The organism is Bradyrhizobium sp. LA6.8 (assembly GCF_040547935.1).
GTDB lineage: Bacteria > Pseudomonadota > Alphaproteobacteria > Rhizobiales > Xanthobacteraceae > Bradyrhizobium > Bradyrhizobium barranii.
Genome location: NZ_JBEPQQ010000003.1, coordinates 18,706 through 44,329, shown reverse-complemented (window position 1 = coordinate 44,329; position 25,624 = coordinate 18,706). Strand labels below are relative to the sequence as shown.

Genomic DNA, 25,624 nt, shown 5'->3' with positions numbered 1-25,624 from the left:
GAGTCGTTTGGCAGTCCGCCAGCCCGATCAAGGCATCCGTGTGGAGCCGATATCTTCCGGAGAGCGCGAGACGCACCGCCGATTGGACATTTCTCTGGGTTTGCGGTGGATGTGCTGAGCCTTCATTCAAGGACTGGTGATTCTTACATCGCTAGTTGCGTCAAAATCTCACGCCACAGTTAGTGCGCTGACCAGTGCCACGTTCTTGGTCTTCAGATGAGATGTAGTCCGCCTGGGGTCAAAACTAATCGTCGCGGGCTTTCCCAAAAAGGTCGGCTGTGTGCCAAATCGGACGTTGCGCCGGCCTTTCTGTAATTCGGCGCAGCGTTAACCTCACATTCGGCGTTACCCAGCCAGCATCAGCGTGGACTTTGAATATCGTATAGCGGTCAATGTTGAAAGCGCATGGGGTTAAGTTGCTTCACCCAGTGAGACCTATCTATTCAGCGACGCTTGTTCATCGCCTGTTCCAAACCCTGACGAAGAGACTTCGGAGTGTAAGGCTTCACGACGAGTATTGCGCCCAATCGCGCGGCTTCAGATTTCAATCCGCTGTCACCTGTCGCGAGAACTAGGCAAAGATCGGGCCGGCGCGCATAGACATTCCTTGCGAGCTCTAGACCGGAAACTCCTAGGAGTCCGACATCAGTAAGTAAGATGTCCACGGGGTGCTCATCCAGGATCTTCAAGGCCTCTTGAGCCGTGCTGGCCTCTTTTACGTTGCATCCAAGATCGTTTAGCATCTCTGTTGTCGTCAGGCGGATGAGGTCGTCGTCTTCGACGAGCAACACGGTCGCGTCCTTGAAAGACTTTTCGTTGGCCGAGTGTTGCGATCCCTGAGCGACGCGCCTTTGAGCATGGTTGGCAAGCACATGCCTGATTTTCCGCGCGAGCGCCTCGCGCGTGTAAGGTTTGGCCAGGAGTTCCACCCCGGGATCGAGCCGCCCGCCGTGCACGATGGCGTTCTGAGTATAGCCGGATGTGAAAAGTACGGCGACGTTTGGCAAACGCTCCTTGGCTTTTCTTGCGAAGTCCGGGCTACGCAGGCTGCCAGGCATCATGACGTCGGTGAAGATAAGGTCTATTGGAATGCCGCTGTCGACAACGACGAGTGCGCTCGCTGCATCTCGCGCCTTGACCACGCGGTAGCCGAGCTCGGTAAGCATCGAGACCGCGACCTCGCGAACCTCATCGTCATCCTCAACCACGAGGACAGTTTCCACTCCGCCTTGAACCTCGCCGGTCGGAGCCCCCACCAGAGTATCTTCGGATGCCATCTCTCGCGGGAAGTACAGCTTCACCGTGGTCCCGGCCCCTACCTCGCTGTAGATTTTCACGTGTCCGCCGGACTGCTTGAGAAAGCCGTAAACCATGGCGAGGCCCAGGCCCGTACCCTTGTCCTCCGCCTTGGTTGTGAAGAATGGCTCATAGACCCGTTCCAGGATATCCGGCGGAATTCCGGTGCCTGTATCGGTCACCGCGATCATCACGTATTGTCCCGCAGACAACTCGTCATGCTGGCGGACATATTCGTCGTCGAGGAAGGCATTACTTGCTTCAATCGTCAGCCGGCCTTCGCCGTTCATCGCGTCGCGGGCGTTGATCGCAAGATTCAGGACCGCATTTTCCAGTTGATCCGGGTCGATGAGGCTATTCCACAGCCCACCTGCGACGACCGTCTCGACTTCGATCTCCCCACCGAGGGCGCGACGAAGCATCTCATCCATGTTCTTGATGAGACGGCCCGCGTTCACTACCCTTGGCTCCAGCGGCTGTCGCCGTGCAAAGGCAAGCAGTTGAGAGGCAAGTTTAGAACCTCGGGCCACACCTCCGAGGGCGTTTTGGACCCGCATCTCGGCCCGGGCATTACCAGCGATATCTTTCCTAAGCAGTTGCAGATTTCCGCTGATGACCTGCAGCAAGTTGTTGAAGTCGTGGGCAACGCCGCCAGTAAGTTGGCCGATCGCTTCCAGCTTCTGGGACCGGATCAACGTTGCTTGCGCCGCCTGGAGCGCGGCTTCCGCCTCACGCCGTTCTGTAATGTCCCGGGTCACTTTGGCGAATCCTACGAGCTTCCCGTCGTCGTCTCGAATCGCGTCGATCACGACATGCGCCCAAAAGCGAGTGCCGTCCTTTCGTACCCTTTGACCTTCATGCTCCCAGCGTCCTTCGCGGGATGCGGTCTGCAGGCCTGTTCGCGGGAGGCCCGCGGCGCGATCCTCTTCCGTATAGAAATTGGAGAAGTGGCGACCGATGATCTCTTCGGGAGCGTACCCCTTGATGCGCTGGGCTCCAGCGTTCCAACTCGCCACGTTGCCTTCCACGTCCAGCATGTAGATGGCGTAGTCCGTCACACTTTGGACCATTAGCCGGAACTGCTGCTCGCTTTCGCGTAATTTGGCCTCGGCAGCCCTTCGCTCGGTCAGATCCCGAGTGATCTTGGCGAAACCTACAAGCTCGCCCTTAGGCGAGCGGATCGCGTCAATGATGACATGGGCCCAGAACTGCGTGCCGTCCTTGCGCACCCGCCAACCCTCTCGCTCGAAGCGTCCGGTTCGCTCCGCCTCCTCCAGCGCCAACGCAGGCACTTTCTGCTCCCGCTCGGTCTCCGTATAGAATGTCGAGAAGTGGTGCCCTATGATCTCCTCGGCCTCATAGCCCTTAAAGCGCTTCGCCCCCGGGTTCCAGCTGGTGACATGCCCGTCGCGATCCAGCATATAGATCGCGTAGTCGGTGATCGCCTCAACAAGTAGCCGATAACGCCCCTCGCTGGATTGTGCAGCATCGAAGCGGTCTGATTTTTCCATTCGGGTCCTATCCAGCCCGCCGACTGCTGGAGGGTTGAGGTAAAACAATACTAAGACGGTTGAGTTCCATCTGGCCTTCGGTCATGCAGCTGACTTCTGGCCTTTGTCCACGGTCACACGGCGTGTAAGGCGTGGCTCATTAGCTCGCAACCAAAGGCGGATTGGTGCGAGTTTGACGAACGCCGGATAGCTGGCTGCGAATTTGAGCATATCGGTGCGCGACATTGGCGGGGCTCAGGCATCACCTTCTCGACCAGCGACAACAGCGACGCAAACACACCGAGCAAACCTATTCACTGACGTGGTGGCAATGATGATAGAGGTCGCCAACTGAGGCGGCCTTACGCCTTGTCCCTCGGGGAATTTGCGGATCTGCGTCGCTGTCGCCAGCAGTCTCGTCCGCGGCCACGTGTCTCATGCAGCCAGCCCCCGAGTCCGCTCGATACCCGCAACCCGACGTTCTGCTCCGAGATTAGTTCGAGGACGAACGTTGGCGCGATCCGCAGCGGCCCATTCCCCTCGGCTCTGATGGGCGACGAGAGCGTCCTCCGTCTCTACGAAAATATCCGGATTCAGGCGGCTGCGGATCGGGCCGCCAGCGGCCGCTAACGTCTCCTCGCGACACCGCCAAGCAACGCGCCGATGTCCTCCGCGGAGATCGATCGGAGACCGCTCCGAGCCGATCGGATCGATTGCTAGCGGCCTCATGAAGGAACTATTATTCGAATACCGAGCGCTGATCTCGGCACATTTGCGCGCAGCTCGCGCGTTAATATGCAGTACAACCTAAGATACCCCATATTCTGAATTGTGGATGCGCGAATTTTCCGGGGCGGCCGGTGGTTAGTGGCGAAGGTTGGAAGGATCTGACCCACCCCTCCCCGGTCCATGCGCCTCAGATGCTAAGCGAGATTTGTCGACGGCACATGCCCCCTCAACCCTGCGGCGCGCTGCCACGTCGGGATCAGCATCCCTACACTTGTATACGTTCCCAGATAGGGTCGAGGGACGCGCGTCTACAAAGACATAGGCAGTCAGTTCAGAAACTTCACGGCGAGACGGCGCTCATCACGCCATACAACCGAGCAATCAATATCCAAACCAGCACTTGGAACGCGCAGGCCGAAGGCTGCAGGCACGAAGGGCGCGTTATCGATCTGGACTATTGCAGAGGAATCCGTGAGGTGGCGGACCTTGCACCGCACAGGACTACCGTCGACCAAGATCTGCGCAGCATAGACATTACGTCGCCGCCCGTTCGCCACGTCTCGCCGCCTCCCCGCGCCCTAGCGCGCGGGAGATATTGGTTGGCGATTCCAGTCTCAAATGAGGCTAGACCATGGTTTCATTGCTAGGCCGCGAGCTTTGTCTCCAGTGCCGTCAACGCCTCCAGCGCATTGTCCTGTGCCGCGACGCCCTTGCGCTCACCGGCCTTGCCCAAGCCCCAGCCTTTCGTATCGGCTATCTGGCGTGCGGTCCGGCCGTCCAAGCTCGCTTCCAGCATTGCGAAGTGCTCACCAAGCTGGGCGGCAACCCACCGCTACCGCGAATGGCGAGGTGCCGCTGATTGTCCGCCTCCCGCTCCTCATCGGTCTTGCGGCGGGCGCCCTTGACCTGTCGAAACAACTCCGCAGCGTCGTGCCAACGGTTGTCTGAGCCCTTCCATTTCTGGATGGGCCCGCCTTCAACCTTGAGGTTGCGCCGTGCCGCCGCGCACGGGCTAACATAACGTCCTTTGCGGCTATCCGTACAACCTCGTCTGGCGGCGGCCGGATCTCCACGATCCGGTCAACCTGAGTACTGCCAACCTCATTGCCGTTCGCCGGCATCCGACGGCGCATGCGGCGCGGCGTAGTCTTGCAGGAGCCGCAAATCAGAGCGCCTGCCGGCGCGAGCAAGGCGGGACTCGATTGGGGTGCGATGCATGGATTATCTCGTAACGTGACGGTCTGGCCCTTGTCGGGCTTTTGGTGTGGCCTTGCGGCTGCACACAGGGGGAAAATAATCTGAAAACCTGCGGGATTTAGCGCGCGATTGTGCGACCGGCCGCTAGGGCCGAATACTCTAGAGTGTGCTGGCGCCCCTCCCCTCCCTCGGCAGCTATGCCCTCCGCTTCCGCAGCAACTTGCTCACGTCCACCAGCGGCGTGTTGTCCCGCTCCGGCAGTGCGCGCGGCTGTCTGGTGCCTGCGTCCAGACCACGCCGGATGGTTGCCCGCACCGCTCGCTCGCCGTCCAGCGCAATCAACCCGCAGCCGTGCGCGGCATCAAATAGTCCATGTTCAGCCTCGCCACGGTCTAGAGCACCGGCGCCGACGAATGTGCCTAGCGTGAAGGCCGTGCGATTCAGCAGCGTGCCGCGCGTACCGGGTGCGGCGCCGGCTAGCGCGGCAAGCTCTGCGCGCACAGCGGCGTCAACGTAGCGGTCATGGCTTTGCGGCTGATAAGGCTGGCTCGGGCGCGGCACATATGGGCGGGGTCGGATAAGCGTCACCAGCCATTCAGGCGCGTCGGCAGGCGGCATGTCGACTTCCAGCGTATAGCCCGGATTGCCAGCAACCAAACAATAGCCACCAGTTCCACGAACATCCCAGGCCGCCGGCAAGCGGCCCGGTGAGTTACCCAGACCGGCATGGTGGAAATAGAAGTGGCGCCCGCCGCTCCGCGTCCTGACAGTGCGCGTCGGCGGCAGGGCGTGCGGCAGGTCGGCCTCGGTCGCGCCCTTATACGAGTCCATGTCCAGCACCCAGACGTTGGTGCGCTCGCCGGTTGGCATGCCGACGAGAGCATCAGGCCAGTCGGACCACCACCTGCGGAGCACGTGCGGGAAAACAGACGCGGACTTGAAGCCATTCGAAGTGTACGGCCGCTTGTTCTCGGGCCGACAGGGGAAGACAGGCGTGCCTGCCGTGGCAAGCTGGAGGGCGAGGGTTAGCATGCGCTAGGGGCTTCCTTCAGGATGTCGGGATTGCGTGTCGTGCAATAGAACCCACCCCCCCTGTAGTTCTTGTGAGTTTGTAAGAGTTGGAACTCTGACACTCTGACAAAAACTACAGGGTCTGTAGGGGGGCCGTCAGGCAGCTATCTTGATGGCGCGCCACACACCGAAACCGTACTTCTGCACAAGCCCCTCTTCTGCCATCCGAGCGAGGGTGGTGCTTACCGTGCCGGATTTAATGCCCGCCTCCTTCGCGATATCGCTCGGCGACATCGACGCGTCCGCACAGCGTAGAGCCGCAAGGATCCTCCTCTTATTCTCCGATTGAGCTACGTCAGAAGCGTCGCCAAGAACCGTCCAGAGACCGTCATCAAACTGCATGGCGACTTCATACTCTTCCGCGTCGCGTCCGCGTCCGTACAGCTTCGCGCCGCTCTGGTTACGGTCGAGGACCATAATCATGTCGGCTGCACCGGTAATGCCTGACGTACCGGACACCTGCTCGATGGGGTCGCCCGACGTCGATTCCATTTTTCTTAAGTGGGTGACGAGGATGGTCGTTAAACCGTGCTCGCCCGAAAACTCCTGAAGCGGCACTATCGCCGAGTAGTCTGACAGATACGGGTCTTGGTTGCCCCTGCGCTGCTCTTTTATCTTCGCGTGCGTGTCGATAATCAGGAGACGAGGATTCTTCGCGCGGCTGTGCCACTCCGTAACTTCCTTCATGAACCCACGGTCCATTGTAGGCGCGGCTGTGCGAATCGTCAGACGGTCAAGGCTCGGCCGCGGCACTCCAAGTTTGGGCGGGAGTAGCGTGATAATTCGCGATTTGGCTCTGCGGAAGTTATCTTCAAGCGAATACTGCAGGACGTCACCCTGCTCGCAGTCGACGCCAAGAACCTTGCCGCCCGTGGCGATTGCGATGGCGGTGTTGTACGCGAGCCATGTTTTGCCGAGCTTGGGGCGGCCGGCCAAAACGATGAGCCCCTCGGGGATGTAGCGCTTAACAGCCCATTTGAGCGGAGGGAATTCCGTCTGTAAGAGGTCTTCCGCGTTGTACTCAGTGCGGCGATTGTCGTTAGCGGCCTTAGGCTGCGTCGCGTTCGTCATTACTAATCTTGCTCCAGGCCTGCGCTGCGGCGCGAGTAATTTGCTGGTGAAGTTCTCGGGTGAATGTCGCGGCCTTAATGCCGTGAATGTTGGCAGCATGGACAACGTATTGTCCGCCGCTTCCGGTCACCAACTTGAAGCCGAATAGGCGAACGTCGTCTGTCAATTGCAGATCGAAATGCGCCACAGTTCGGCCCACGCCCGGAGGCGCGGGCTTCATGTTAAAAATATGCAATTCTGTTTCCCCTGTTAGAAAACGACTGGCACCATGAACGGTGCTCCTAGAACCGGATGCGGCTCAAACCTGACATCCCATTGAGGCTTTGGCCTCGGAGATTGCTGCTGCGGCTTGCTCTTTGTGGTCGAGGTCTGAACCTGCATCACGTCAACCTCCGAAGTTGAAGTTACTGATTGCTAGTGCGAGTTTACCGGGCGGACACTAAGGGCCGCCCTAAAAAAGATCGCCGGGACGAGACCGCCGGCCGAGGTTAGGCAATCGCCAAATTTCTCTATGGGAAACAATGGTAGGAAAATTGCCTAACCCTATCGCCAAGCTCTTGAGATAATTGGATTCAATCAGTCCTGCTGGGATCGCCATTCATCACTGGATTGACGAGGCCGATGGAGCCGACTTGCGGTATCGGCCGCCCGCTCACCGGAGACGTCTTCAAGAGCCTCGCTGTTCTCGTCGATCCCGTGGACGATTTCGATTCGCGCTGCCGGAATTTCGGTGCCGCTTGATCGACGTGACGGACGCACAGTTACCAATCCTCATTACTTCACGAATACGTGGGTACCCTCGCCCCGGTCTTTGAACCGGGCAGACGAACCCTATCTATGCGCCGGGCGACGTGCGCCCGATAGGGAATTCGATGCTGCCAACCGAGTGGACGAGAATGGCTATCGCATCTGCGGTTGCCGTGATCGCGATGTCGTATTTGGCAATCGACGCTGGCGTCGTGAACTCCAGCGTGATCACACGGCGCATCGAGACGGCGCGGGCTTCCATTGCGGACGCGGCGGCCAGTCAGCATCAACTCGCCTTCGCTATTCAGGCCTGGGCGCGTCCAAGCCGCCAGAAGGCGGACTCGGAGCCACACTTGGAGCACTGCCTGGCGATCGATTGAGTCAGGCGCAGCACCAGATCAGCCGACGCCTAAGCGGCCTTTCTTTTGTTCACGGTCCGACTCCGCTTCGTTCCAAAAGCACGAATCGTCATCGCAAAAATCGGCAGCGCGCATTCATTAATGCCGCGTTTCGCTGGCTCGGTTCGTTCATGCATCCAAGGTCACGAGCACGGGCCGCAATCGGTACGCATCGATCGCGGCGTTCGACAGCAGCAGCCTGCGCCGCTCGCCGCGCAGCATCAACCGGTCGATCCTGTTCAGGATGAAGCGGGCTGAATCATTGGGCTCACCGGTGAGCAGGCCGGATTGGTCGAGATATTTCCAGGCGATCTCGAAAGACTGCGCGCGCAATTCGGGGTCTGTCATAGCCGGCCAACGTCGACGGGGAACGGATGTTCCTAACCGCGCAACGTCAGTCGCAGCGAACCACGGCGCGACGAAATGCGTAGCGCCGCGAACGAGATCACGACCAGCACGTTGGCTGCAACGAAATGGAGTGGTGCCGACCCGCCAGCCCCGGTCGGCTTTGAAGGGCCCCGTGCTTGTCCCCCCGAGCACGGGGCTTTCTCATGCAGGCCAACCAGCGTCCCGACCTCGGGCGGCCATTGACGCGAGATCTCGCCGAGGATGCGATTAGTCCGTCTGCTCGTCGCGCCGGTCGCGGGCAAGCTGATGCCAAGCCAGAGCCAGCTGGATCAGTCTCTGCCGGTCGGCGCCGTCGGCGGACGCCGCGGCCCGCTTCATCGCCGCCTCGGCTTCGTGCTGTGGGTCGTACTTGGGGCACATGAGGCCGAACCTAACCGACCGATATGGACGGACCGATGGCAATTTCGTCCGTATGAATGCGGGGTGGCTTCGCGTCGTCCGAACCCACCCTGACGCATCTGTGAAGTGCGTCACAGCCTGCAACCGGCGTCTCGGCTAAACAGAACTCAACCGCTCGCACCGCCGCGAGAGGGCATGGGTGGTCCATCATGACACAGGAAGCAGCAGCCGAGGCTCACGTCCCGACACGACGCGCAAGGCCCGACCTGTTCGGCGCCACGTTTCTTGCCACCATCGGTATCGTGATGCTGGCCTGGATCGCAGGCCTGGTCTGGGCCGCGATCGCGTTCTTCAACTGGCTGGTGTGACGCGCGAAGCGATCAGTATCGCGTCAGCAAGCAATACGTTGCCCAGACAAAAGGAGGCGGGCCTGCGCCCGCCTCCTTGTTTCAGACCTTGCCTGAAGCCTCAGTAACACGCGCGAGGATCGGCCTGCACATACTCGCCGCTCGGATAGCGGTAGTAGCAATTGCCCTGGGCGAAATAATAGCCGGGCCGCGAGGCAGCCGTGGCGCCGGCGATCGCGCCGGTGGCGCCGCCGATCACGGCACCCGCGGCCGCGCCCGAGGCGTTGCCCGAGATCAGGCCGCCCAGCACGCCGCCGACGATGGCGCCGCCAAGTGCGCTCGCGCCGGGATCAGCCGGTGGCGGAGGCGGCGGCGGTTCGTAGGCGACGGGAGGCGGCGCCGGAGCATAGCCCACCGGCATGTCGTCGAAGTAATCCTCGGAGATGTAGGCCGGCGGGCCGGCCATCCGCTGCGGATAATAGTACCAGACGCCGCCGACGTCCCACCACCAGCCGGAGCGGCCGTTGCGGACCTCGTGGCGCCAGCGCCCACCATCCCAGGCGCGATTGCCGCGATAGGCGTGTCCGCCCCAGTCGCGCTCCGGTGCGGGGCCCCTGGCGTAATAGCGTCCGGGCGGCGGGCCGCCTGCTCCGTGCGGCCCGGGACCGGGGCCGCCGGCGTGGGGTTGGCCGCCGGGCTGTTGCGCGGGCCGGGCCGCCTGCTGCGGCGGGGGGCCCTTGCGCATGTTCTGATTGTTCTGGGGCGGCGCACCGGCGCCGGGCCCCGCAGGCGGCTGGGCCTGGGGTCTTGGCGGCAATGAGTCCTGTGCCTGCGCCGAAAGCGCGACAAGGGACATGGCCGAAACCAAGGGAATAATGATCTTCATGCGGCTGGACGCACTCATGCGTGCTTGACCCCCTACTCTCGCGATTGCCGTGGTGCCTAGCGCGATAGACGATTCGCCTCGCGCCTGGCTGATGCCGGCGGACATAACTGACCTGCTTTGGTCGGCTAAGTCCCGTTACAAATGATTAAGATCACGGCAATTTTCGGCCCTGGGGGCGCGGCGGAACCGTTCTAGCGCGCCGGCTCGATCACATTGCAGTTGGTCCGCCCCGACATCAGGCAGTCCTGCATCTTGCTGGCCGCGGTGAGATCGCGGGCGAGCCACCAGCCGACACCGAGGATCACGAGCGCGATGATCAATCCGGCAATCGCGCCGCGACGGTTGTCGCCGGATTGAGGTTTTGCGAGGGATTTGGGCTTTTTGCCCGGTTCGGGCTTGGACTCGGGCTTGGACTCAGACTTGGACATGACTGGCCGATCGCAGGGGTGAGCCGGCTTTACCACCTCTGCGACGTCGCGTCACATCCCGGTCGATCGTTCAGCCCCGGGTCTGCCGGATCGCATCCTTGCGCGAGGTTTCGACCGCCGGAGTGGCCCGAGGTGCGCAGGTCGTCAGCAAGAATGCGGTCTGGGTGCATTCCCAATCCGCGCCGAGGACGGCACTTTCGATCGGCTTAGGGCGGGCGAGCAACAGTGCGACGCCAGCCAAGGCGACCACCGCGACGGCGATTGCGAGCGCCTTCGGGCTCAGTCTTGAGATCATCATGCCCGTGCTCCGTCTCGTACCGGGCGGACGCTAGGCGCCGCTCCGTGTGGTCCTCTATGAAGGACATCACAATTCGGCAGTTTTTCGGGGCTACGAGAGATCGTCGGTGGTGGCGATTTTTCGTCTACCTGATCGGCTGCGATTATGGGTGGCTTCGCGACGCGCGCCGATGTACACGCTTCTGCGTCGCGTGGTGCCTGCTATGCCCAGCCGACGTACCAACAGTCACCGATGTAGGATTGAAAGCGAGGAAGGCAAGGCCCGTGAGTGGATTTAGGGAACCCGGGTTTTCAGACCGGCAAAAGGCGGCGCAGGAAGCGCGCAAAAATCTTTTGAACAAATTCAAGTCGCAGCCCGGGCTGGATGATCCGGCGGTGGCGGCACGTCGTGCTGAGCGCGAGGCGCTCGCGGCCAAGCGCGCAGAGGCAAAGGCCGCGCGCGAAGCCGAGAAGGCCGAGCAGAAGCGTATTGCGGAAGAAGCTGCAGCGGCCGAAGCCGCGCGTATCGCCCGCGAAGCGGAAGAAGCGATCGCCAAGCAGGCTGAAGTCGAGGCCGAGCAAAAGGCCAAGCGCGACGCCCGCTACGCTGCCCGAAAGGCCAAGCGGAAGTAACGTTCGCAAGTCACGTTCAACTCACGTCGCGTTCAAGTGAAGTTGAACCGAAACATCGCTGGGGGCGGTCCATGTGACCGCCCTCGGACTTCCAAGCGCGCGTCTGCCTTCGCAGACGCCGCGACGACGGCGGAAGATCAGTTCTTCTTCATCATCCCGTCGTCTTTCTTCATCCCGTCCTTCGACATGTGGTCCTTCTTCATGCCGTCGTCCTTGGACATGGTGTCCTTCTTCATGCCGTCCTTGGACATCGTGTCCTTCTTCATCATGCCGTCGTCCTTGCCCATCTTGTCCTGGGCAAAAGCGGCCGGCGACAGCGCGAGGCCAAGCGACAGAGCGGCAGCCGAGACGCCGAGCACGATGCGGGTGCGAATGGTCATGAGTGATTTCCCTTCGAGATGGTGTTTGTCAGCGACGGACGCCGCTATCTGATCTCGACGGATTGCCCGCTGGCGTTGTTACGCGCCCACTGACAAAATTTCTGCGGGCCGGCGGCGAGGATGTTCCGTGTGCACTGCAGCAAGGCCGGCACTTGCCCCGGCATTCGGTCTCGAACTATCAGATGAGAGAATATTGGGTGAGAGACCAGCTAGGATAGACCTATGCGCTGGTCTCAAGGACCCAGCCCACCTCACACCAAACAAGAACCGGCCAAGGGCCGTCCAAGGGGATACACCATGCTCACGCGCCGTCATCTGATCGCGACCGCCGTCGCCGCACCCGCCATTCTTCGCTTCGGCACTGGTACCGCGCATGCCGCGACCACGCTGAAGATCTCGCATCAATTCCCGGGAGGGACCATCGACAAGGGCGACTTCCGCGACCGGCTCTGCCGCATGTTCGCGGCTGAAGTCGCCAAGCGCAGCAAAGGCGACATCGCTGCAGAAATCTATCCGAACTCCTCGCTGATCAAGACCAACGCGCAGTTCTCCGCGATGCGCAAGGGCGCGCTCGACATCAGCCTCTATCCGATGCCTTACGCCGGTGGTGAGCTACCGGAGACCAATATCGGCCTGATGCCGGGCCTCGTGACCACCTACGACCAGGGCATGCGCTGGAAGAAGGCGCCGGTCGGCAAGGCGCTGACTGACTTCCTCGCCGACAAGGGCATCATCCTGCTCACCTGGGTGTGGCAGGCCGGCGGCGTCGCCAGCCGCTCCAAACCGATCGTCGCCCCTGAAGATGCCAAGGGCATGAAGGTGCGCGGCGGCTCGCGCGAGATGGACATGGTGCTCCAGACCGCCGGCGCCTCGGTGCTCTCGGTGCCGTCGAACGAAATCTACGCGGCGATGCAGACCGGCGCCTGCGATGCCGGCATCACCTCCTCGACCAGCCTGATCTCGTTCCGGCTCGAAGAGGTCGCGAAGTCGCTGACCTCGGGTGCGGGTGCCTCCTACTGGTTCATGCTCGAGCCGCTGATGATGTCGAAGGCGATCTTCGACAAGCTGCCGAAGAACCAGCAGGACGTCCTGCTCGCGGTCGGCACCGAGCTCGAAGCCTTCGGCCGCAAGGGCGCGCAGGACGACGACGTCGAGGTCGCCAAGGTCTACGAGAAGGCCGGCGCCAAGGTCAGTGCGCTCGATGCCGCCACCGTCGGCAAATGGCGCGACATCGCCCGCGACACCGCGTGGAAGGATTACGGCGCCAAGACCGCGACCGCCGCCAACCTGCTCAAGCTCGCCTCCGACGTCGGCGCATGAGCCACGGTCCGCTTCCGGATCGTGACGACCAGGCGAACGCTGCCGCAGGGACCGGCCTTGCGGCGGCGATCGATCGCGGTCTCGCCGTCCTCAACACCATCATCGTCGTGTTCGCAGCGATCGCGCTGATCGCGGCCTGCGCCATCCTGAGCTACAGCGTGCTCAGCCGCGCTCTGTTCAAGGCCGCCAATTACTGGCAGGACGAGGCCGCCGTATTCCTCCTGGTCGGCGCCACCTTCATGACGGCGGCCTATGTGCAGCAGAACCGCGGCCATATCGGCATCGAGGCCTTTGTCGGCCTGCTGTCGCCGCTCGCGAACCGGATCAGGCTCTGGCTGGTCGATGCCGCGACGTTCCTGTTCTGCGCCTTTTTCGCCTGGAAGTCCTGGACGCTGACCCATGAAGCCTATGTCGACGGCCAGGTCTCGAACTCGATGTGGTCGCCGCCGCTCGCCATTCCCTATTCGCTGATGGCGCTCGGGATGAGCCTGCTCTGCATCCAGATCCTCGTGCAGCTTGCGCTGCCTTTCGCAGGAGCCAGGCGTCCATGAGCGTTTTCGGTATCGGCCTCGCCTACGGTATCGCGACGCTGGTCGTGATGTTTTCAGGCATGCCGATCGCGTTCGCGCTCGGCGCGGTCGCGGTCGTGTTCATGGGCATCTACATGCCGGCCGCGTCCCTGGATACGGTGACGCAGAACGTCTACGAGGAAATGGCCTCGATCACGCTGCTGTCGATCCCGCTCTTCATCCTGAAGGGCGCCGCGATCGGCAAATCGCGCGCCGGCCAGGATCTCTATTCGGCCCTCCATGCCTGGCTGCATCGCGTCCCCGGCGGCCTCGGCGTCGCCAACGTGTTCGCCTGTGCGCTGTTTGCGGCGATGGCGGGCTCCAGCCCCGCGACCTGCTCGGCGATCGGATCGGCCGGCATCCCCGAGATGCGCAAGCGCGGCTATTCCGGCGGATTTGCCGCCGGCATCATCGCGGCCGGCGGCACGCTCGGCATTCTGCTGCCGCCCTCGATCACGATGATCCTGTTCGCGGTCGCCGCGGAAAAATCGCTCGGCCGTCTCTTCCTCGCCGGCATCGGGCCCGGCCTGCTGCTGGTGTCCCTGTTCGGCGCCTATGCGGTGATCCGCTTCCGCCAGGAATATGCCGCGGCGCAGGCGATCTTTGAGAAAGGCGGGCCTGAGGCTGCCATCCTGGCCCGCGACGAATACACGCTGGCCGAACGCTTCAGCGTGCTGCCGCGTGTAATCCCCTTCGTGCTGCTGCTCACCGGCGTCATGATCGCGCTCTATGGCGGCTACGCGACGCCGTCGGAAACCGCCGGCCTCGGCGGCCTGCTCGCGCTGGCGCTGATCGCGGCGATCTACAGCGTGTGGCGGCCGAGCGACCTCGCCCCGATCTTGAAGTCGACGATCCGGGAATCGACCATGCTGATGATGATCATCGGCATGTCGCTGCTCTATTCCTACGTGATGAGCTATCTGCACATCTCGCAATCGGTCGCCGAATCCATCGTCGCGATGCACCTGCCGCGCTGGGAGCTGCTGTTCGCGATCCTCGTCATGATCGTCGTGCTCGGCTTCTTCCTGCCGCCGGTCTCCATTATTCTCATGACCGCGCCGATCATCCTGCCGCCGCTCCGCGCCGCCAATTTCGACATCATCTGGTTCGGCGTAGTCATGACCATCGTGATGGAGATGGGGCTGATCCATCCACCGGTCGGCCTCAACATCTTCGTCATCCGCAACGTCGCGCCGGACATTCCCCTGCGCGAGGTGATCTGGGGCACCCTGCCCTTCGTGCTGCTGATGATGCTCGCGGTGCTGCTGCTGTGCTTCTTCCCAGGAATCTCGACCGGCCTGCCGGACCTGGTGATGGGGCCGGACGGGAGCAGGTAGAGGCAATCGCAACTGTCGTAGGGTGGGCAAAGGCGCGCAGCGCCGTGCCCACCACCTCTCCGCGATCTCGATAAAAGTGGTGGGCACGCTTCGCTTTGCCCACCCTACGAGCTAACCCACTCTACGATTTATCCTTCCGCCGTGACTTCGGCGCGATCGTGCTGCCGGCCACCACCTGCAACAGATCCTTGCGCACGGCCTCGATGTGCCGCTCCAGGAACCGGCAGGCCCCCTCGACCTTCTCCGCACGGCATAACGCGATCAGATGGGCGTGCTCCTTCTCGGCTGTTCCCATCGCCTTGGTGTTGGAGAGTTGGAGGCGCGTGTAGCGGTCGCTGGTCTGGAGCAGCGACAGCACGATCGCGCGCGTACGCGGCTGCGGGGCGTGAACATAGAGCGCCATGTGGAAGTCGGCGTTGAGCTGCCCCCATTCGCTGACGTTGCGCGCCTTGATCGCCTTCTCGAACTGCTTGTGGATGTCGTCGAGCCCTTCGAAATCATCGGCGGTGAAACGCGGCGCCGATTGCGCCAGGAGGCGCGGCTCCAAAATCCGGCGCAGATCGAACACGTCGTTGATCTCGTCCAGCGACAGCTCCGAGACGATCGCGCCCTTCTGCGGGACGATGCGCACCAGTCCTTCGGCCTCGAGCTGGAATAGCGCTTCGCGCACCGGGATGCGGCTGACGCCATAGGCCTCGCCAAGTGCGTCCTGCCGTAGCTGCGATCCGGCCGGATAGGTGCCGTCGAGGATCGCCTGCCTGAGCTGGTCGACGATCGCGGCCGACAGCGTGCGATGCTTCAGAGGCTGTTTCATCTGACCTTCTGTTGTCCTTCCCGACTCATCCGGCCGAAGCGGTCTCTCTCTTGCATGTTGCGCGGCCCAGCAAAAGTGTGCGGCCCGGCAAAAGCCAGTGCCCAGCAAAAGCGCGTCCTGCCGCCGAAATGACCGCAATCTCCGTTTGACACGCAAAATGTATAAATTATACATTTGCCGATAGCACGAGATTTCTCAGGGGTCGGGGCCTCTTTCATGATCGAGCAGACGATGCCGGCCACGCGCGCATTCAGCGTTCGACGCATGGTCGTCCGCGCGTCCAGTGCCCTGCTCGCCGTCGAGCGCGTCGCGCTGATGGGCCTGATGTACCTGCTCACCGGCCTGATCCTGGTGAACGTCGTCACCCGCTACGCGCGCTTCCCGATCTACTGGATCGATGAATCCGCGGTCTATTGCGTGGTCTGGCTGACCTTTGTCGGCGCCTCCGCGATGACGCGGCTGCGGCTCGATTTCGCGGTCACCATGCTGACGGAGCGTCTTTCGCCGCGGCACCAGAAGATCGCAAAGGTGATCTCGACCGGCATGGTCGTCGTGTTCGGAATCGCACTGATCGTGACCTGCGTGCTCTGGATGGACCCGATTGGTCTCGCGCGCGCCGGCTTCGACGGGCGCAAGCTCGCGGCCGAGACCTTCAACTTTCTCTACACCGAGCACACCCAGACGCTGAACTGGCCGACCTGGGTGCTCTATTTGACGCTGCCGATCTTCGCGGTCTCGATGACCATCCACGGCCTCGCCAACCTGCTGGAAGATCTCGAACTGGTCGCGCGCACGCCGCCGAAGGGCTTTGCGCTCACCGAACTCGACGGGGTCAACTGATGATCACGTCAGCCGCCTTCGTCGCGATCATGCTGGTCGGCGTGCCGATCGGCCTCTGCCTGTGCCTCGCCGGCCTCGTCTACATCGCAGCATCCGGCAATCCGGTGCTGTTCCAGTCCTATCCGCTCCAGCTGTTCGGCGGCGTCGACAGCTACGGCCTGATCGCCATTCCGCTGTTCATCCTGATCGGAGAGATCATGAACGGCGGCGGCATCACGCGGCGCATCGTCGACATGGCGATGGCCTTCGTCGGCTCACTCAAGGGCGGGCTCGCCTACGTCAACATCCTCGCCAACATGTTCATCTCCTCGATCCTGGGCTCCGCAACCGCGCAGGTCGCGATCATGGCGCAGATCATGGTCCCGGAGATGGAGAAGAAGGGCTACGACAAGACCTTCGCGGCGGGATTGACCGCCTATGGCGGCATGCTCGGGCCGATCATTCCGCCGTCGGTGATGTTCGTCGTCTACAGCGTGCTCGCGCAGGTCTCGGTCAGCGACATGCTGATCGCCGGCATCGTGCCGGGCGTGATCCTCACGGTGATGTTCTGCCTCGTCATCGCGCTGATGGGATATGTCTACAACTATCCCCGCGCGGATTATCAGACGCCGCGCCAGCGCGTCATGACGATCCTGCGGACGTCACCCACCCTGCTGATCCCGATCGTCATCGTCGGCACCATCCTCAGTGGCCTCGCCAATGCGACGGAATCCGCTGCGGTCGGCGCGGTCGCCGCCGCACTCGTCGGGAAATACTGGACCAGGGAATTCGAATTCTCGCAGTTGCCGCAGATGATGCTGCGCAGCGCCATCTATTCGGCGATCGTGCTGTTCCTGGTGGCGGCCGCGGCGGTGTTCTCCTGGGTGCTGATCTTCGGCAAGGTGCCGCAGGAAACCGCCGGCTGGATCCAGTCCGCCGCCAAGGACCCGGTCAGCTTCATGCTGATCTGCAACGTCATCCTGCTGATCATCGGCACGGTCATCGACGGCATTCCCGGCCTGATCATGACGGTGCCGATCCTGCTGCCGGTCGCAACCGACGTCTACCACATCGATCCCCGGCATTTCGGCGTGGTCGTCGTGATCAATCTCGTGCTCGGCCTGCTGTCGCCGCCGGTCGGGCTCTGCTTCTTCGTCGCGGCCGCCGTCACCGGCGCCAAGCCCGGCAAGATGTTCATGGTGACGCTGCCGTTCTTCGTCATCTCCTGCGTCCTGCTGGTGCTGCTCTCGCTCTACCCCTCGCTCTCGCTGATCCTCATCAAATAGGCCCGTTCAAAAGGAAGCCCGATCATGCCGCTTTCACGCCGCCGATTTCTCGCTGCCAGTGCCGCCGCCTCGGTGTTCGCACCGTCGCTGGCGCTTGCCCAGGCCAAGGAATTCCGCCTCGGCCTGATCACGCCCAACGGCCATTCCTGGAACAAGGCGGCGCTCAAGTTCGGCGACGATCTCAAGGCGGCCACCAACGGCCGGCTCACCCTGACCGTGTTCCATTCCGGTCAGCTCGGCAACGAGCCCGCGATGATGCAGCAATTGCAGTCCGGCGCGCTCGACATGGGCTTCATCCAGGCCGCCGAGCTCGGCTCGCGCGTGCCGCACATCGCCGCGATCAATGCGCCCTACATCGTCCGCTCGACGCCGGCGGTCGCGAAATTCGTGCGGCATCCGGCGGCCGTGAAGCTATTCGATGTGCTGCCGCAGGAGACCGGCACCATCGGCCTCGGTTGGGGCATCACCGGCATGCGCGCGGTGTTCTCGTCCAAGGACCTGAACTCGCTCGCCGACATCAAGGGCATGAAGCTGCGCATCAACCCGACGCCGGTCTATCGCGATTTCTATTCGTCGCTCGGTGCCGCACCGACGCCGATCCCGACGCCGCAGGTGTTCGACGCCATGGCCAACGGCCAGGTCGACGGCCTCGAGGCCGATCTCGAATTCTCCTGGAACCAGCGCTTCGACAAGGTCTCGAAGGTGATCCTGCAGATGAACGCCGTCTTCATGCCGATGGCCGCGGTCGTTTCCGGCCGGGTCTGGCAGACGCTCCCCGCAGCCGACCGCGAGCTGATTGCCAAGACGGTGAAGTCGACGCTGGACGCGCAGATCGACGAGTTGGCCTCCAACGAGCCCGCGCTGATCGAGAATTTCAAGAACGCGCCGATCCCGATCCGCCAGGTCCCGCCCGGCGACACCGAGGCTGTCATCGCCGAGTTCGACAAGATCTGGCTGCCCAAGGCACCTGTTCTCGCCGAGCTGCGCAAGGTCGGCGCGACGCTCTGATCCCATCCGCTATCCTCTTCACCACAGCCGGCGGCCCCAGCCCCCCGTCGGCAAACTCACTTGGAGTCAATTGATGAGCCACCGCGTTTCCTGGGAAGGCGTCTTCCCGGCCGTCACCACGCAATTCCACGACGATCTCTCGCTCGACATCGACGCGACCGCCAAGGTCATGGACGGGTTGATCCGCGACGGCGTCTCCGGCCTGATCGTCTGCGGCTCGGTCGGCGAGAACACCTCGCTGGAGCGCAAGGAGAAGGTCGCGATCATGGAGACGGCGAAATCCGTCGCGAAAGGCCGCGTGCCGGTACTATGCGGCATCGCCGAGTTTACCACGGCCTTTGCGGTCGAAACCGCCAAGGAAGCCGCGCGCGTCGGCATCGACGGCGTGATGGTGATGCCGGCGCTGGTTTATTCGTCGAAGCCGCACGAGACCGCCGCGCATTTCCGCGCGGTTGCCAGCGCGACCGACCTGCCGGTGATGCTCTACAACAATCCGCCGATCTACAAGAACGACGTCACCCCCGACATCCTGGCCTCGCTCGCCGACGTCGAGACCGTGGTCTGCTTCAAGGATTCCTCGGGCGACACGCGGCGCTTCATCGACACCAGGAATATGGTCGGTGACCGCTTCGTGCTGTTCGCAGGGCTCGACGACGTCATCGTCGAGAGCATCGCCATGGGCGCGGTGGGCTGGGTCTCCGGCATGTCGAACGCCTTCCCGCGCGAGGGCGAGACGCTGTTTCGCCTAGCCAAGGCCGGCCGCTTTGTCGAGGCCATGCCGATCTACGAATGGTTCATGCCGCTGCTGCACCTGGACGCGCGCCCCGACCTCGTCCAGTGCATCAAGCTGTGCGAGAACATCATGGGCCGCGGAACCGCGCTGACCCGCCCGCCCCGCCTCGCGCTGCTGCCGCAGGAAAAGGCCGAGGTCGAGGCGATGATGGCCAAGGCGCTCAAGAACCGGCCGCTCCTGCCGGATGTCGGGCTGAAGGCGGCCTAAGCAAAGGTCTCGTAGGGTGGACAAAGCGAAGCGTGCCCACCATTTGCCGATGATTGCGAAAGATGGTGGGCACGGCGCTTCGCGCCTTTGCCCACCCTACGAACCCGCCCGCTTCTTCTTCGCGTTCAGCGCGGATGCCACACGGCTCACGGGCGGCTTGCCCAGCACGCCGCTCATCTCGTTCGTGGCCGCCAGCAGCTTGTCCATGTCGACGCCGGTCCTGATGCCCATGCCTTCGAGCATGTACACGACGTCCTCGGTCGCGACGTTACCGGTCGCGCCCGGCGCGTAGGGGCAGCCGCCAAGGCCGCCGGCGGCGGCATCGATGACGCGGACGCCCTCCTCCAGGCCGGCATAGAGATTGGCGAGTGCCTGGCCGTAGGTGTCATGGAAATGCATCGCGAGTTTTGCCGGCGGGATATTGGCGCTAACCGCGCGCAGCATCTCCTTGGCCTTATCAGGCGTGCCGACGCCGATGGTGTCGCCAAGCGAGATCTCGTAGCAGCCGAGCTCCCACAGCGTGTTGGCGAGATCGGCGACCGCCTTCGACTTGATCTCGCCGTCGAACGGGCAGCCCAGCACGCAGGAGATATAGCCGCGGACCCTGACACCATCCGCCTTGGCGCGCGCCAGCACCGGCTTGAAGCGCTCGATGGACTCCGCGACCGTGCAGTTGATATTGGCGCGCGAAAAGCCTTCCGAGGCCGCCGCGAACACGGAGACGACTTGCGCGCCCGCAGCGCGCGCGGCGTCATAGCCCTTCTCGTTCGGCACCAGCACGTGGAATTCGGCGCCCTTGACGTGGCTGACGCCGCGCAGCACGGCGTCCGAGCTCGCCATTTGCGGGATCGCCTTGGGCGAGACGAAGGCGCCGACCTCGACCGTGGTGAGGCCAGCGGCTACGAGCGCCTCGATGAAGGCGATGCGGGCCTCGACGCTGACGGGCGTCTTCTCGTTCTGGAGGCCGTCGCGCGGCCCCATTTCGATGATGCGGACGGGGTCGCTCATCTCACTCTCCCGATGGCTCGACCACGGCGAGCTCGACGCCCTCCTGGACGATGTCTCCGACCTTGCATTTGATCGATTTCAGCACGCCGGCGTAGGGCGCGCGCAGCGTCTGCTCCATCTTCATCACTTCCAGGGTGAGAATCGGCGCGCCCTTGTCGAGCGTGGCGCCCTCCTCGGCCAGCACGGCGACGACGGTGCCCGGCAGCGGCGCCGCGATCTTGTCCTCTCCGACATGCTCTTCGCTCTCGCCGCCGAACGGATCGACCCAATGCAGGTCGAAGCGGCCGTTGCGTGTGCGCAAATAGAGCTCGTGACCGTCGATCACGGCTGCGACCTGCGATTTGACGCCGTCGAGCGTCAGATCGAAGCCGCCGTCACGCGGCGCGATCGTGAACGCCAACTCGCGCTCGCCAGTCACCAGCGTCGACGGGCCGCTGCCGTAGTTCAGCGTGATCTTCTGTTCAGGTCCATGGCCGACGCGGAAGGCAAAGCTGCGCTGGCGGCGGCCGACCGGCATCCAGCCAAAGGTCTGCCAGGGCGAACTCGCCTCGTCTTGCGCGGCCTGCCGCTCGTCGTTGATAACAGCGGCGACTGCTGCGCACAGCTCGATCTCGCCAGGTGCCGGCGGGGCCTGCGTTAGGCCCGCCAGCTCGCGCTCGATGAAGCCGGTGTCGATCGCATTGGTCCGCACCTTCGGATGCGTCATCAGCGCCGACAGGAACGGGATGTTGGTGACGATGCCGCGGACGTCGGACTCTTGCAGCCCGCGATTCAGCCGTTCGATCGCGACGTCCCGCGTCGGCGCCCACGCTATCATTTTTGCGAGCATGGCATCGTAATAGGGCGAGACCGTATCGCCTTCGCGATAGCCGGCGTCGATGCGCAGGCCGCCGGTTTCCGCCGGCAAGCGCCAGGTCGAGATCCTGCCGACCGACGGCATGAAGTTCTTGGTCGGGTTTTCCGCGTAGACGCGCGCCTCGACCGCATGGCCATTGAGGCGGATCTCGTCCTGCTTCAGCGGCAGCGCCTCGCCGAAGGCGACGCGCAGCTGCCATTCGACGAGATCGATGCCGGTGATCAGCTCGGTCACGGGATGCTCGACCTGGAGACGCGTATTCATCTCGATGAAGAACACGTCCTTGCCGTCGGAGACGAACTCGATCGTACCGGCACCGACATAGTTCACCGCGCCCGCCGCCTTTCGCGCGGCGGCGCAGACGGTCTCGCGCTGGGCGGGATTGAGCGTCGGCGACGGCGCCTCCTCGATCACCTTCTGGTGCCGGCGCTGCAACGTGCATTCGCGCTCGAACAGCGACAGCAGATTGCCGTGGCTGTCGCCGATGATCTGCACCTCGATGTGACGGGGATTGTCGACATATTTTTCGATCAGCATGCGGTCGTCGCCGAACGCGGCCTTGGCCTCGCGCTTGGCGCTGACGATCGCCGGCCCAAGCTCGTCCGCCGAGCGCACGATGCGCATGCCGCGGCCGCCACCACCGGCGGACGCCTTCACCAGGATCGGGAAGCCGATCTTGTCCGCGGCCTTCGAAAGCGTCGCGTCGTCCTGGGCCTCGCCGTGATAGCCGGGCACCAGCGGCACGCCGGCCTTCTCCATCAGCTCCTTGGAGCCGGACTTCGAGCCCATCGCCGTCATCATCGCGGCGGTCGGGCCGACGAACACCAGGCCCGCCTCCAGGCACGCCCGCGCGAACTCGGCATTTTCGGACAGGAAACCGTAGCCGGGATGCACGGCTTCCGCGCCGGTCTTTCGCGCGGCCTCGATCAGCCGCTCGACACTGAGGTAGCTGTCGCGCGCCCGCGCCGGACCGAGCAGCACAGCCTCATCCGCGAGCGCGACATGCATCGCGTCGCGGTCGGCCTCGGAATAGACCGCGACCGTGCGCAGGCCCATGGCTCGCGCGGTGCGGATGACGCGGCAGGCGATCTCGCCGCGGTTGGCAATCAGGAGCGTGCGAAAACGCCGGTAGAGCATTGAACGGTCCATCGCATCACATCCTGAACAGGCCGAATTTCGTAGGCTCGATCGGCGCATTCGACGCCGCCGAGAGGCCGAGGCCGAGCACGAGGCGGGTGTCGGCCGGGTCGATCACGCCGTCGTCCCACAGGCGCGCGGTCGCGTAATACGGATGCCCCTGGCTCTCATATTGCGCGCGGATGGGCTCGCGGAACTTGTCTTCCTCTTCCTTCGACCAGCTATCGCCCTTGGCCTCGATATTGTCGCGCCGGACCTGGCTCAGCACCATCGAGGCCTGCTCGCCGCCCATCACCGAGATGCGCGCGTTCGGCCACATCCACAGGAAGCGCGGCGAGTAGGCGCGGCCGCACATGCCGTAATTGCCGGCGCCGTAGGAGCCGCCGATCACGACCGTGAATTTTGGCACCGAGGCGGTCGCCACCGCCGTGACGAGCTTGGCGCCGTCGCGCGCGATGCCGCCGGCCTCGTACTTCTTGCCGACCATGAAGCCCGTGATGTTCTGCAGGAACACCAAGGGAATGCCGCGCTGGCAGCACAGCTCGATGAAATGCGCCCCCTTCAGCGAGCTCTCGCTGAAGAGAATGCCGTTGTTGGCGATGATGCCGACCGGATAGCCCCAGACATGGGCGAAGCCGCAGACCAGCGTCGTGCCGTAGAGTTTCTTGAACTCGTCGAACTCCGAGCCGTCGACGATGCGGGCGATGATGTCACGGACGTCGAACGGCTTTCGGCCGTCGACCGGCACCACGCCGTAGATCTCTTCGGCCGCAAACAGCGGATCGCGCGGCTTGTGCATGTTGAGGTTCGGCCGCACCGATGGCTTCAGCGTGCCGACGATGCGCCGGGCGATGCCGATCGCATGGGCGTCGTTCTGGGCGTAGTGGTCGGTCACGCCCGATTGCCGCGAATGCACGTCGGCGCCGCCGAGCTCCTCGGCACTCACCACCTCGCCGGTCGCGGCCTTCACCAGCGGCGGGCCGCCGAGGAAGATGGTGCCCTGGTTGCGCACGATGATGCTCTCGTCCGACATCGCGGGGACATAGGCGCCGCCGGCGGTGCAGGAGCCCATCACGATCGCGATCTGCGGGATGCCCTGCGACGACATCTGGGCCTGGTTGTAGAAGATGCGACCGAAATGGCGCTCGTCCGGAAAGATCTCATCCTGAAGCGGCAGGAAGGCGCCGCCGGAATCGACCATGTAGACGCAGGGAAGATTGTTCTGCCGCGCCACGTCCTGCGCGCGCAGATGCTTCTTCACCGTCATCGGATAGTAAGTGCCGCCCTTGATGGTGGCGTCGTTGGCGACGATCACGCATTCGCGGCCCGAGATGCGCCCGACGCCGGTGATGACGCTCGCCGAATGCACGTCACCGCCATAGAGGCCGTACGCCGCCAGCGGCGACAGCTCCATGAACGAGGTGCCGGGATCGACCAGCAGGTCGACGCGCTCGCGCGCCAGCATCTTGCCGCGCGAGGTGTGGCGGTTGCGCGAGACCTCGCCGCCGCCGCCGGCGACCTGGCTCAGTTTTTCGCGCAAGTCCGCGACAAGCCCGCGCATGGCCTCGGAATTGCGCGCAAAGTCTGATGAAGACGTATCGATGCTGGAATGGAGCGGCATGTTGATTCCAATGAGGTGAAGGTTTCAGGCCGTCTCGGACATCAGCTCGCGGCCGATCAGCATGCGACGCACCTCCGAGGTGCCGGCGCCGATCTCGTAGAGTTTTGCGTCGCGCCAGAGACGTCCGACCGGGAATTCGGAGGTGTAGCCGACGCCGCCAAGCGCCTGGATCGCCTCGCCGGCCATCCACGTCGCCTTCTCCGCGGAATAGAGGATCGCGGCCGCCGCATCCTTGCGCAGCGTGCGGGCGTGATCGGCGCGGTCGCAGGCGCGCCCGACCGCATAGACATAGGCGCGCGCCGACTGCCAGGTCGCATACATGTCGGCGAGCTTGCCCTGCATCAGCTGGAAGTCGCCGATCGGCTGGCCGAACTGTTTTCGTTCATGCATGTAGGGCACCACGGCGTCCATGCAGGCCGCCATGATGCCGAGCGGGCCGCCCGACAGCACCGTGCGCTCGTAATCGAGGCCGGACATCAGCACCTTGACGCCCTCGCCGACCTTGCCGAGCACGTTCTCTTCCGGCACCTCGCACTCGTCGAAGAACAGCGGATAGGTGTTGGAGCCGCGCATGCCGAGCTTGTCGAGATGCTGGCCGTGGGTGAAACCCTTGAAGCCCTTCTCGACCAGGAACGCGGTCATGCCGCGCGGGCCCGCCTCCGGATCGGTCTTGGCATAGACGACCAGCACGTCGGCGTCGCCACCATTGGTGATCCACATCTTGGAGCCGTTGAGGGCGTAGCGGTCGCCGCGCTTGTCGGCGCGCAGCTTCATCGAGACGACGTCGGAGCCCGCGCCGGGCTCGGACATCGCGAGCGCGCCGACATATTCGCCGGAGATCAGTTTTGGCAGATAGCGCGCACGCTGCGCGTCGTTGCCGTTACGGCGGATCTGGTTGACGCAGAGGTTGGAATGGGCGCCGTAGGACAGCCCCACGGCGGCCGAGCCCCGCGAAATCTCCTCCATGGCGACGATATGAGCGAGATAGCCCATGCTGGAGCCGCCATATTGCTCCGGCGCGGTCATGCCGAGCAGGCCGAGGTCGCCAAAGCGCTTCCAGAGGTCGGCCGGGAACAGATTGGCCTTCTCGATCTCGGCGGCGCGCGGGGCGATCTCCGCCTCCACGAAGGCGCGCAGCGTGTCGCGCAGCATG

The 25,624-nt window shown here is 63.4% G+C and carries 26 protein-coding genes; 10 read left to right on the top strand and 16 right to left on the bottom strand.

Features of this window, described 5'->3' with window-relative positions:
• Positions 1-443 precede the first annotated feature (443 nt).
• The 5 genes from ABIA90_RS13780 to ABIA90_RS13760 all read right to left on the bottom strand — a co-directional run bounded on the left by ABIA90_RS13780 (position 444) and on the right by ABIA90_RS13760 (position 7,089).
• The gene (locus tag ABIA90_RS13780) at positions 444-2,807 is read right to left on the bottom strand and encodes a hybrid sensor histidine kinase/response regulator (RefSeq protein ID WP_354118337.1); all 2,364 of its coding nucleotides are present in this window, start codon (positions 2,805-2,807) and stop codon (positions 444-446) included.
• A 1,351-nt stretch (positions 2,808-4,158) separates the two neighbouring features.
• Positions 4,159-4,311, bottom strand: coding sequence for a hypothetical protein (locus ABIA90_RS13775; protein WP_354118338.1), 153 nt, complete (start codon positions 4,309-4,311; stop codon positions 4,159-4,161).
• A gap of 596 nt (positions 4,312-4,907) precedes the next feature.
• Positions 4,908-5,744 carry a bifunctional DNA primase/polymerase gene (locus ABIA90_RS13770; protein ID WP_354118339.1) on the bottom strand — a complete coding sequence of 279 codons (837 nt, stop codon included), beginning with the start codon at positions 5,742-5,744 and terminating at the stop codon, positions 4,908-4,910.
• 135 nt (positions 5,745-5,879) lie between these two features.
• Positions 5,880-6,854 (bottom strand): AAA family ATPase, encoded by a 975-nt coding sequence (locus ABIA90_RS13765; RefSeq protein WP_354118340.1) that lies wholly within the window; start codon positions 6,852-6,854, stop codon positions 5,880-5,882.
• A complete protein-coding gene (locus ABIA90_RS13760) occupies positions 6,832-7,089 on the bottom strand; it encodes a hypothetical protein (protein WP_158332887.1) in 258 nt (85 codons plus the stop codon). The genes ABIA90_RS13765 and ABIA90_RS13760 overlap by 23 nt, the downstream gene beginning before the upstream one ends.
• Positions 7,090-7,750: 661 nt before the next feature.
• On the opposite strand from ABIA90_RS13760, the gene ABIA90_RS13755 reads away from it, so the two are divergent.
• Entirely contained in the window at positions 7,751-7,981 is a 231-nt protein-coding gene (locus tag ABIA90_RS13755) for a hypothetical protein (protein WP_354075498.1), read from the top strand.
• A 147-nt stretch (positions 7,982-8,128) separates the two neighbouring features.
• Here the strand turns inward: ABIA90_RS13755 and ABIA90_RS13750 are convergent, their stop codons facing one another.
• Both ABIA90_RS13750 and ABIA90_RS13745 read right to left on the bottom strand, forming a co-directional pair.
• Positions 8,129-8,347 (bottom strand): hypothetical protein, encoded by a 219-nt coding sequence (locus ABIA90_RS13750; protein WP_166341428.1) that lies wholly within the window; start codon positions 8,345-8,347, stop codon positions 8,129-8,131.
• A gap of 267 nt (positions 8,348-8,614) precedes the next feature.
• Positions 8,615-8,767 carry a hypothetical protein gene (locus ABIA90_RS13745; protein ID WP_014495428.1) on the bottom strand — a complete coding sequence of 51 codons (153 nt, stop codon included), beginning with the start codon at positions 8,765-8,767 and terminating at the stop codon, positions 8,615-8,617.
• 188 nt (positions 8,768-8,955) lie between these two features.
• On the opposite strand from ABIA90_RS13745, the gene ABIA90_RS13740 reads away from it, so the two are divergent.
• The gene (locus tag ABIA90_RS13740) at positions 8,956-9,114 is read left to right on the top strand and encodes a hypothetical protein (RefSeq protein ID WP_028161343.1); all 159 of its coding nucleotides are present in this window, start codon (positions 8,956-8,958) and stop codon (positions 9,112-9,114) included.
• A 100-nt stretch (positions 9,115-9,214) separates the two neighbouring features.
• On the opposite strand, the gene ABIA90_RS13735 is transcribed toward ABIA90_RS13740, so the two are convergent.
• The 3 genes from ABIA90_RS13735 to ABIA90_RS13725 all read right to left on the bottom strand — a co-directional run bounded on the left by ABIA90_RS13735 (position 9,215) and on the right by ABIA90_RS13725 (position 10,705).
• Entirely contained in the window at positions 9,215-9,997 is a 783-nt protein-coding gene (locus ABIA90_RS13735) for a hypothetical protein (protein WP_354118341.1), read from the bottom strand.
• A 173-nt stretch (positions 9,998-10,170) separates the two neighbouring features.
• A complete protein-coding gene (locus ABIA90_RS13730; protein ID WP_085401256.1) occupies positions 10,171-10,407 on the bottom strand; it encodes a hypothetical protein in 237 nt (78 codons plus the stop codon).
• Between the two features lie 70 nt (positions 10,408-10,477).
• The gene (locus tag ABIA90_RS13725; RefSeq protein ID WP_028150973.1) at positions 10,478-10,705 is read right to left on the bottom strand and encodes a hypothetical protein; all 228 of its coding nucleotides are present in this window, start codon (positions 10,703-10,705) and stop codon (positions 10,478-10,480) included.
• A 263-nt stretch (positions 10,706-10,968) separates the two neighbouring features.
• Between ABIA90_RS13725 and ABIA90_RS13720 the strand changes: the two genes are divergently transcribed.
• Complete coding sequence (locus tag ABIA90_RS13720) at positions 10,969-11,316, top strand: DUF6481 family protein (protein ID WP_071914157.1); 348 nt, start codon at positions 10,969-10,971, stop codon at positions 11,314-11,316.
• 137 nt (positions 11,317-11,453) lie between these two features.
• Here ABIA90_RS13720 and ABIA90_RS13715 read toward each other — a convergent pair whose 3' ends face one another.
• On the bottom strand, positions 11,454-11,696 hold the full coding sequence (locus ABIA90_RS13715; RefSeq protein ID WP_028150975.1) for a pentapeptide MXKDX repeat protein: 243 nt from the start codon (positions 11,694-11,696) through the stop codon (positions 11,454-11,456).
• A 297-nt stretch (positions 11,697-11,993) separates the two neighbouring features.
• Between ABIA90_RS13715 and ABIA90_RS13710 the strand changes: the two genes are divergently transcribed.
• From ABIA90_RS13710 to ABIA90_RS13700, 3 genes are read left to right on the top strand one after another with little or no spacing between them, the layout of a single operon-like run.
• Entirely contained in the window at positions 11,994-13,016 is a 1,023-nt protein-coding gene (locus tag ABIA90_RS13710; RefSeq protein ID WP_063983435.1) for a TRAP transporter substrate-binding protein, read from the top strand.
• Positions 13,013-13,567, top strand: a complete 555-nt coding sequence (locus ABIA90_RS13705) for a TRAP transporter small permease (RefSeq protein WP_063983436.1) — start codon at positions 13,013-13,015, stop codon at positions 13,565-13,567. The genes ABIA90_RS13710 and ABIA90_RS13705 overlap by 4 nt, the downstream gene beginning before the upstream one ends.
• Positions 13,564-14,922 (top strand): TRAP transporter large permease, encoded by a 1,359-nt coding sequence (locus ABIA90_RS13700; protein WP_354118342.1) that lies wholly within the window; start codon positions 13,564-13,566, stop codon positions 14,920-14,922. The genes ABIA90_RS13705 and ABIA90_RS13700 overlap by 4 nt, the downstream gene beginning before the upstream one ends.
• Before the next feature lie 121 nt (positions 14,923-15,043).
• On the opposite strand, the gene ABIA90_RS13695 is transcribed toward ABIA90_RS13700, so the two are convergent.
• Positions 15,044-15,736: a GntR family transcriptional regulator gene (locus ABIA90_RS13695; protein WP_354118343.1), complete on the bottom strand. Its 693-nt coding sequence runs from the start codon at positions 15,734-15,736 to the stop codon at positions 15,044-15,046.
• A gap of 231 nt (positions 15,737-15,967) precedes the next feature.
• On the opposite strand from ABIA90_RS13695, the gene ABIA90_RS13690 reads away from it, so the two are divergent.
• The 4 genes from ABIA90_RS13690 (at position 15,968) to ABIA90_RS13675 (ending at position 19,849) form a co-directional block, all read left to right on the top strand.
• A complete protein-coding gene (locus ABIA90_RS13690) occupies positions 15,968-16,576 on the top strand; it encodes a TRAP transporter small permease (protein WP_354118384.1) in 609 nt (202 codons plus the stop codon).
• Positions 16,576-17,841 carry a TRAP transporter large permease gene (locus ABIA90_RS13685; protein WP_063983439.1) on the top strand — a complete coding sequence of 422 codons (1,266 nt, stop codon included), beginning with the start codon at positions 16,576-16,578 and terminating at the stop codon, positions 17,839-17,841. Before ABIA90_RS13690 ends, ABIA90_RS13685 begins: the two co-directional genes overlap by 1 nt.
• Before the next feature lie 24 nt (positions 17,842-17,865).
• Complete coding sequence (locus ABIA90_RS13680; RefSeq protein WP_038936090.1) at positions 17,866-18,849, top strand: TRAP transporter substrate-binding protein; 984 nt, start codon at positions 17,866-17,868, stop codon at positions 18,847-18,849.
• Between the two features lie 73 nt (positions 18,850-18,922).
• Positions 18,923-19,849, top strand: coding sequence for a dihydrodipicolinate synthase family protein (locus ABIA90_RS13675; protein ID WP_354118344.1), 927 nt, complete (start codon positions 18,923-18,925; stop codon positions 19,847-19,849).
• Between the two features lie 96 nt (positions 19,850-19,945).
• On the opposite strand, the gene ABIA90_RS13670 is transcribed toward ABIA90_RS13675, so the two are convergent.
• From ABIA90_RS13670 to ABIA90_RS13655, 4 genes are read right to left on the bottom strand one after another with little or no spacing between them, the layout of a single operon-like run.
• Entirely contained in the window at positions 19,946-20,857 is a 912-nt protein-coding gene (locus ABIA90_RS13670; RefSeq protein WP_354118345.1) for a hydroxymethylglutaryl-CoA lyase, read from the bottom strand.
• A gap of 1 nt (position 20,858) precedes the next feature.
• Positions 20,859-22,862 (bottom strand): acetyl/propionyl/methylcrotonyl-CoA carboxylase subunit alpha, encoded by a 2,004-nt coding sequence (locus tag ABIA90_RS13665; protein ID WP_071914167.1) that lies wholly within the window; start codon positions 22,860-22,862, stop codon positions 20,859-20,861.
• Positions 22,863-22,866: 4 nt separating this feature from the next.
• Positions 22,867-24,471 carry a carboxyl transferase domain-containing protein gene (locus ABIA90_RS13660; protein WP_071914169.1) on the bottom strand — a complete coding sequence of 535 codons (1,605 nt, stop codon included), beginning with the start codon at positions 24,469-24,471 and terminating at the stop codon, positions 22,867-22,869.
• A 24-nt stretch (positions 24,472-24,495) separates the two neighbouring features.
• On the bottom strand, positions 24,496-25,623 hold the full coding sequence (locus ABIA90_RS13655; protein WP_155795611.1) for an isovaleryl-CoA dehydrogenase: 1,128 nt from the start codon (positions 25,621-25,623) through the stop codon (positions 24,496-24,498).
• Position 25,624: the final 1 nt, after the last annotated feature.

Bases quoted from the DNA above. Each gene is read 5' to 3' on its own strand.
- ABIA90_RS13780 (WP_354118337.1), bottom strand. From the start codon at position 2,807: ATGGAAAAATCAGACCGCTTCGATGCTGCACAATCCAGCGAGGGGCGT.
- ABIA90_RS13775 (WP_354118338.1), bottom strand. From the start codon at position 4,311: ATGCTGGAAGCGAGCTTGGACGGCCGGACCGCACGCCAGATAGCCGAT.
- ABIA90_RS13770 (WP_354118339.1), bottom strand. From the start codon at position 5,744: ATGCTAACCCTCGCCCTCCAGCTTGCCACGGCAGGCACGCCTGTCTTC.
- ABIA90_RS13765 (WP_354118340.1), bottom strand. From the start codon at position 6,854: ATGACGAACGCGACGCAGCCTAAGGCCGCTAACGACAATCGCCGCACT.
- ABIA90_RS13755 (WP_354075498.1), top strand. From the start codon at position 7,751: ATGGCTATCGCATCTGCGGTTGCCGTGATCGCGATGTCGTATTTGGCA.
- ABIA90_RS13750 (WP_166341428.1), bottom strand. From the start codon at position 8,347: ATGACAGACCCCGAATTGCGCGCGCAGTCTTTCGAGATCGCCTGGAAA.
- ABIA90_RS13745 (WP_014495428.1), bottom strand. From the start codon at position 8,767: ATGTGCCCCAAGTACGACCCACAGCACGAAGCCGAGGCGGCGATGAAG.
- ABIA90_RS13740 (WP_028161343.1), top strand. From the start codon at position 8,956: ATGACACAGGAAGCAGCAGCCGAGGCTCACGTCCCGACACGACGCGCA.
- ABIA90_RS13735 (WP_354118341.1), bottom strand. From the start codon at position 9,997: ATGAGTGCGTCCAGCCGCATGAAGATCATTATTCCCTTGGTTTCGGCC.
- ABIA90_RS13730 (WP_085401256.1), bottom strand. From the start codon at position 10,407: ATGTCCAAGTCTGAGTCCAAGCCCGAGTCCAAGCCCGAACCGGGCAAA.
- ABIA90_RS13725 (WP_028150973.1), bottom strand. From the start codon at position 10,705: ATGATGATCTCAAGACTGAGCCCGAAGGCGCTCGCAATCGCCGTCGCG.
- ABIA90_RS13715 (WP_028150975.1), bottom strand. From the start codon at position 11,696: ATGACCATTCGCACCCGCATCGTGCTCGGCGTCTCGGCTGCCGCTCTG.
- ABIA90_RS13710 (WP_063983435.1), top strand. From the start codon at position 11,994: ATGCTCACGCGCCGTCATCTGATCGCGACCGCCGTCGCCGCACCCGCC.
- ABIA90_RS13705 (WP_063983436.1), top strand. From the start codon at position 13,013: ATGAGCCACGGTCCGCTTCCGGATCGTGACGACCAGGCGAACGCTGCC.
- ABIA90_RS13700 (WP_354118342.1), top strand. From the start codon at position 13,564: ATGAGCGTTTTCGGTATCGGCCTCGCCTACGGTATCGCGACGCTGGTC.
- ABIA90_RS13695 (WP_354118343.1), bottom strand. From the start codon at position 15,736: ATGAAACAGCCTCTGAAGCATCGCACGCTGTCGGCCGCGATCGTCGAC.
- ABIA90_RS13690 (WP_354118384.1), top strand. From the start codon at position 15,968: ATGCCGGCCACGCGCGCATTCAGCGTTCGACGCATGGTCGTCCGCGCG.
- ABIA90_RS13685 (WP_063983439.1), top strand. From the start codon at position 16,576: ATGATCACGTCAGCCGCCTTCGTCGCGATCATGCTGGTCGGCGTGCCG.
- ABIA90_RS13680 (WP_038936090.1), top strand. From the start codon at position 17,866: ATGCCGCTTTCACGCCGCCGATTTCTCGCTGCCAGTGCCGCCGCCTCG.
- ABIA90_RS13675 (WP_354118344.1), top strand. From the start codon at position 18,923: ATGAGCCACCGCGTTTCCTGGGAAGGCGTCTTCCCGGCCGTCACCACG.
- ABIA90_RS13670 (WP_354118345.1), bottom strand. From the start codon at position 20,857: ATGAGCGACCCCGTCCGCATCATCGAAATGGGGCCGCGCGACGGCCTC.
- ABIA90_RS13665 (WP_071914167.1), bottom strand. From the start codon at position 22,862: ATGGACCGTTCAATGCTCTACCGGCGTTTTCGCACGCTCCTGATTGCC.
- ABIA90_RS13660 (WP_071914169.1), bottom strand. From the start codon at position 24,471: ATGCCGCTCCATTCCAGCATCGATACGTCTTCATCAGACTTTGCGCGC.
- ABIA90_RS13655 (WP_155795611.1), bottom strand. From the start codon at position 25,623: ATGCTGCGCGACACGCTGCGCGCCTTCGTGGAGGCGGAGATCGCCCCG.